Annotated in this window: 2 tRNA genes and 3 rRNA genes; all 5 read left to right on the forward strand. The window is 48.9% G+C overall.

Annotated elements, in window-relative coordinates:
- Positions 1-316 precede the first annotated feature (316 nt).
- The 5 genes from KG118_RS17190 to rrf all read left to right on the forward strand — a co-directional run bounded on the left by KG118_RS17190 (position 317) and on the right by rrf (position 5316).
- Positions 317-1843: ribosomal RNA gene (locus KG118_RS17190) — 16S ribosomal RNA — on the forward strand.
- A 135-nt stretch (positions 1844-1978) separates the two neighbouring features.
- Positions 1979-2052: transfer RNA gene (locus KG118_RS17195), tRNA-Ile, on the forward strand.
- A 10-nt stretch (positions 2053-2062) separates the two neighbouring features.
- Positions 2063-2136: transfer RNA gene (locus tag KG118_RS17200), tRNA-Ala, on the forward strand.
- A gap of 121 nt (positions 2137-2257) precedes the next feature.
- Positions 2258-5139, forward strand: a 23S ribosomal RNA gene (locus tag KG118_RS17205).
- A gap of 66 nt (positions 5140-5205) precedes the next feature.
- A 5S ribosomal RNA gene (gene rrf, locus KG118_RS17210) occupies positions 5206-5316 on the forward strand.
- Together the 16S, 23S and 5S rRNA genes with 2 tRNA genes alongside form the textbook arrangement of a ribosomal RNA operon.
- The last annotated feature ends 19 nt before the right edge of the window (positions 5317-5335 follow it).

Here is a 5335-nt window from a genome sequence, read left to right on the forward strand (position 1 = left end):
AAAGAAAAAGAAAAAAAACTTCCGGAAATATTTGGAAGATATACTTAAAAGTCCTTACCTTTGCATCCGCTTTTGAAAAAGAAGAGCAACCGAAAAAGAAGCGATCTTTGAAGAGATTTACATAAACAATACAAGTAGTACAAGAGCAAGTCTTCTTGGCGACAAGAAAGACTTGGGTAAAATAAAAAGAACCGTCAATACTTGTTTGTAATTGTCAATAGATGGTTATGAAGACAGGTAATTGAAAACTTTTTTAAATTCGAGCGTCCTGAACAGAGCAAGAACCATTCCTTCGGGAATGATTAACAATACTTTTACAATGAAGAGTTTGATCCTGGCTCAGGATGAACGCTAGCTACAGGCTTAACACATGCAAGTCGAGGGGCAGCATGATTGAAGCTTGCTTCAATCGATGGCGACCGGCGCACGGGTGAGTAACACGTATCCAACCTGCCGATAACTCGGGGATAGCCTTTCGAAAGAAAGATTAATACCCGATAGCATAGTTTCCCCGCATGGGGTTACTATTAAAGGATTCCGGTTATCGATGGGGATGCGTTCCATTAGGCAGTTGGCGGGGTAACGGCCCACCAAACCCACGATGGATAGGGGTTCTGAGAGGAAGGTCCCCCACATTGGAACTGAGACACGGTCCAAACTCCTACGGGAGGCAGCAGTGAGGAATATTGGTCAATGGACGAGAGTCTGAACCAGCCAAGTAGCGTGAAGGATGACTGCCCTATGGGTTGTAAACTTCTTTTATACGGGAATAAAGTTTGCCACGTGTGGCTTTTTGCATGTACCGTATGAATAAGGATCGGCTAACTCCGTGCCAGCAGCCGCGGTAATACGGAGGATCCGAGCGTTATCCGGATTTATTGGGTTTAAAGGGAGCGTAGGCGGGGTATTAAGTCAGTTGTGAAAGTTTGCGGCTCAACCGTAAAATTGCAGTTGATACTGGTATCCTTGAGTGCAGCATAGGTGGGCGGAATTCGTGGTGTAGCGGTGAAATGCTTAGATATCACGAAGAACTCCGATTGCGAAGGCAGCTCACTGGAGTGTAACTGACGCTGATGCTCGAAAGTGTGGGTATCAAACAGGATTAGATACCCTGGTAGTCCACACAGTAAACGATGAATACTCGCTGTTGGCGATACAATGTCAGCGGCCAAGCGAAAGCATTAAGTATTCCACCTGGGGAGTACGCCGGCAACGGTGAAACTCAAAGGAATTGACGGGGGCCCGCACAAGCGGAGGAACATGTGGTTTAATTCGATGATACGCGAGGAACCTTACCCGGGCTTGAATTGCAGCGGAATGTGGTGGAAACATCCCAGCCTTCGGGCCGCTGTGAAGGTGCTGCATGGTTGTCGTCAGCTCGTGCCGTGAGGTGTCGGCTTAAGTGCCATAACGAGCGCAACCCTTATCTATAGTTACCATCAGGTGATGCTGGGGACTCTATTGAGACTGCCGTCGTAAGATGTGAGGAAGGTGGGGATGACGTCAAATCAGCACGGCCCTTACGTCCGGGGCTACACACGTGTTACAATGGGGGGTACAGAAGGCAGCTACACAGCGATGTGATGCTAATCCCAAAAACCTCTCTCAGTTCGGATTGGAGTCTGCAACCCGACTCCATGAAGCTGGATTCGCTAGTAATCGCGCATCAGCCACGGCGCGGTGAATACGTTCCCGGGCCTTGTACACACCGCCCGTCAAGCCATGAAAGCCGGGGGTACCTGAAGTACGTAACCGCAAGGAGCGTCCTAGGGTAAAACTGGTGATTGGGGCTAAGTCGTAACAAGGTAGCCGTACCGGAAGGTGCGGCTGGAACACCTCCTTTCTGGAGCGACGCTACGGAAAAAAAAGTTGGTTCTTTTAGAAATTACTTCCATCGGAACCTCTTGTACTGCAAGTACTTGTTTATATATATAAAGAGAAAGAAGAAGCCGAGCCGCAAGGCGAGGGTTTGACTGACAGTCCTATAGCTCAGTTGGTTAGAGCGCTACACTGATAATGTAGAGGTCGGCAGTTCAACTCTGCCTGGGACTACTCCGAACGAGGGGGATTAGCTCAGCTGGCTAGAGCACCTGCTTTGCACGCAGGGGGTCAACGGTTCGAATCCGTTATTCTCCACTCTTCAATTGCCAATTGTATATTCTCAATTGCCAATTGAAAACGATCTTTGACATGATGTAACTGAAAAAAAGTAAAGTTAAAGCTGAAAGTATATATCGACCATACGTTGTCGGTAAGACTAAAAGTAAGCAAGGGCGCATGGCGGATGCCTTGGCTCTCGGAGGCGATGAAGGACGTGATAAGCTGCGATAAGCTTCGGGTAGGTGCAAATGACCTTTGATCCGGAGATTTCCGAATGGGACAACCCGATTGGTTGAAGACCAATCATCCAACCAAGTTGGAGGCTAACGCAGGGAACTGAAACATCTTAGTACCTGCAGGAAAAGAAAATAAATAATGATTCCCCTAGTAGTGGCGAGCGAACGGGGATTAGCCCAAACCACCTATGTTACGGCATAGCTGGGGTTGTAGGACCACGTTGTGGCAAGAAAGTTGGTGAGCAGAATGTTCTGGAAAGTACAGCCATAGAGCATGATAGCTGCGTATGCGAAGCCAACCGAAGCCTAGTGGTATCCTGAGTAGCGCGGAGCACGAGGAATTCTGCGTGAATCTGCCGGGACCATCCGGTAAGGCTAAATACTCCCGAGAGACCGATAGTGAACCAGTACTGTGAAGGAAAGGTGAAAAGCACTTCGAACAGAAGAGTGAAATAGTTCCTGAAACCATGCGCCTACAAGCGGTCGGAGCCCCTTTTGGGGTGACGGCGTGCCTTTTGCATAATGAACCTACGAGTTACTTTTTCCGGCAAGGTTAAGAATCTCAGATTCGGATCCGAAGCGAAAGCGAGTCTGAACAGGGCGTATAGTCGGAAGGAGTAGACGCGAAACCAAGTGATCTACCCTTGAGCAGGTTGAAGGATGGGTAACACCATCTGGAGGACCGAACCAATAAGCGTTGAAAAGCTTCTGGATGACTTGAGGGTGGGGGTGAAAGGCTAATCAAACTTGGAGATAGCTCGTACTCCCCGAAATGCATTTAGGTGCAGCCTTGACTTATACTGACATGAGGTAGAGCGACTGATAAGATGCGAGGGCTTCACCGCCTATCAAGTCTTGACAAACTCCGAATGCGTGTCAGTTCTATGTCAGGAGTGAGGGCATGGGTGCTAAGGTCCATGTCCTAAAGGAGAACAATCCGGACCAACAGCTAAGGTCCCGAAATGAATACTAAGTTGAACTAACGAAGTCAGATTGCTAAGACAGCTAGGATGTTGGCTTGGAAGCAGCCATTCATTTAAAGAGTGCGTAACAGCTCACTAGTCGAGGAGTTTGGCGTGGATAATAATCGGGCATTAAGTATTCTACCGAAGCTTTGGGATGTGTAAACATCGGTAGGGGAGCATTCCACTCGGCGTTGAAGGTGAAGCGTGAGCTTTGCTGGAGCGTGTGGAAAAGCAAATGTAGGTATAAGTAACGATAAAGGGGGTGGGAAACCCCCTCGCCGAAAGACTAAGGTTTCCTGATCAACGCTAATCGGATCAGGGTTAGTCGGGTCCTAAGGCTCAGCCGAACGGCGAGGCCGATGGCAGAACCGGTTAATATTCCGGTACTACCTTTAGGAGTGACGTGGAGACGGAGCAGTGACAATGCCGCCATCTGACGGAATAGATGGTTAAAGGGTGTAGATGTTGATGTTTGCAGGCAAATCCGCAGACAGAGTCGAACCTGAGAGTACGGAGCGTTCTTCAGAACAATCCGATAGTGCATGTAAGCATACTCCCGAGAAAATCCGCTAAACTTAATCCTTCAGGTACCCGTACCGTAAACGGACACACGTAGTCGGGTTGAATATACTAAGGCGCTTGAGTGATTCACGGTTAAGGAACTAGGCAAATTGACCCTGTAACTTCGGGATAAAGGGTCCTCGTTTAACGGCGAGGCGCAGAGAATAGGTCCAGGCAACTGTTTAACAAAAACACAGGGCTGTGCGAAATGGAAACATGAAGTATACAGCCTGACACCTGCCCGGTGCTGGAAGGTTAAGAGGAGATGTCATCGCAAGAGAAGCATTGAATTGAAGCCCCAGTAAACGGCGGCCGTAACTATAACGGTCCTAAGGTAGCGAAATTCCTTGTCGGGTAAGTTCCGACCTGCACGAATGGTGTAATGATCTGGACGCTGTCTCAACCGTGAGCTCAGTGAAATTGTAGTATCGGTGAAGATGCCGATTACCCGCGATGGGACGAAAAGACCCCGTGAACCTTTACTATAGCTTAACATTGAATTTGGGTAATTGATGTGTAGGATAGGCCGGAGGCTTCGAAGCAGGTACGCCAGTATTTGTGGAGCCGCTGTTGAAATACGGCCCTTTGATTATTTGAGTTCTAACCCGCTGATGCGGGGACACTGTTTGGTGGGTAGTTTGACTGGGGTGGTCGCCTCCAAAAGCGTAACGGAGGCTTCTAAAGGTGCCCTCACGACGATTGGTAACCGTCGGTAGAGTGTAATGGCATAAGGGCGCTTGACTGGGAGACTAACAAGTCGATCAGGTAGGAAACTAGAGCATAGTGATCCGGTGTTTCTGTATGGAAAGGACATCGCTCAAAGGATAAAAGGTACTCCGGGGATAACAGGCTGATCCCTCCCAAGAGCTCATATCGACGGAGGGGTTTGGCACCTCGATGTCGGCTCGTCACATCCTGGGGCTGGAGAAGGTCCCAAGGGTTGGGCTGTTCGCCCATTAAAGTGGCACGCGAGCTGGGTTCAGAACGTCGTGAGACAGTTCGGTCTCTATCTATCGTGGGCGTATGAAATTTGCGTGGCTCTGACACTAGTACGAGAGGACCGTGTTGGACTGACCTCTGGTTTACCGGTTGTGCCGCCAGGTGCATTGCCGGGTATCTAAGTCGGGATTGGATAAGTGCTGAAAGCATCTAAGTACGAAGCCAGCCACAAGATTAGATTTCTCAGGGTCGTCAAAGACGATGACGTTGATAGGATGCAGGTGTAAAGGCAGCGATGTCATAGCCGAGCATTACTAATTGCCCGTTCACTTTCAGTCTTGCCCCGGTATGGGGGATATATACATTCAGTTCCTTTTCTTTTTTTTACATCATGTCTGCCTTATTCAGGTGACTATAGCACCGGGGTTCCACCTCTTCCCATTCCGAACAGAGAAGTTAAGCCCGGTCACGCCGATGGTACTGCGTAACAGTGGGAGAGTAGGTAGTCGCCGTTTTAGAAGAAGCCTCCGTATC

The organism is Bacteroides propionicigenes, assembly GCF_018390535.1.
GTDB lineage: Bacteria > Bacteroidota > Bacteroidia > Bacteroidales > Bacteroidaceae > Bacteroides > Bacteroides propionicigenes.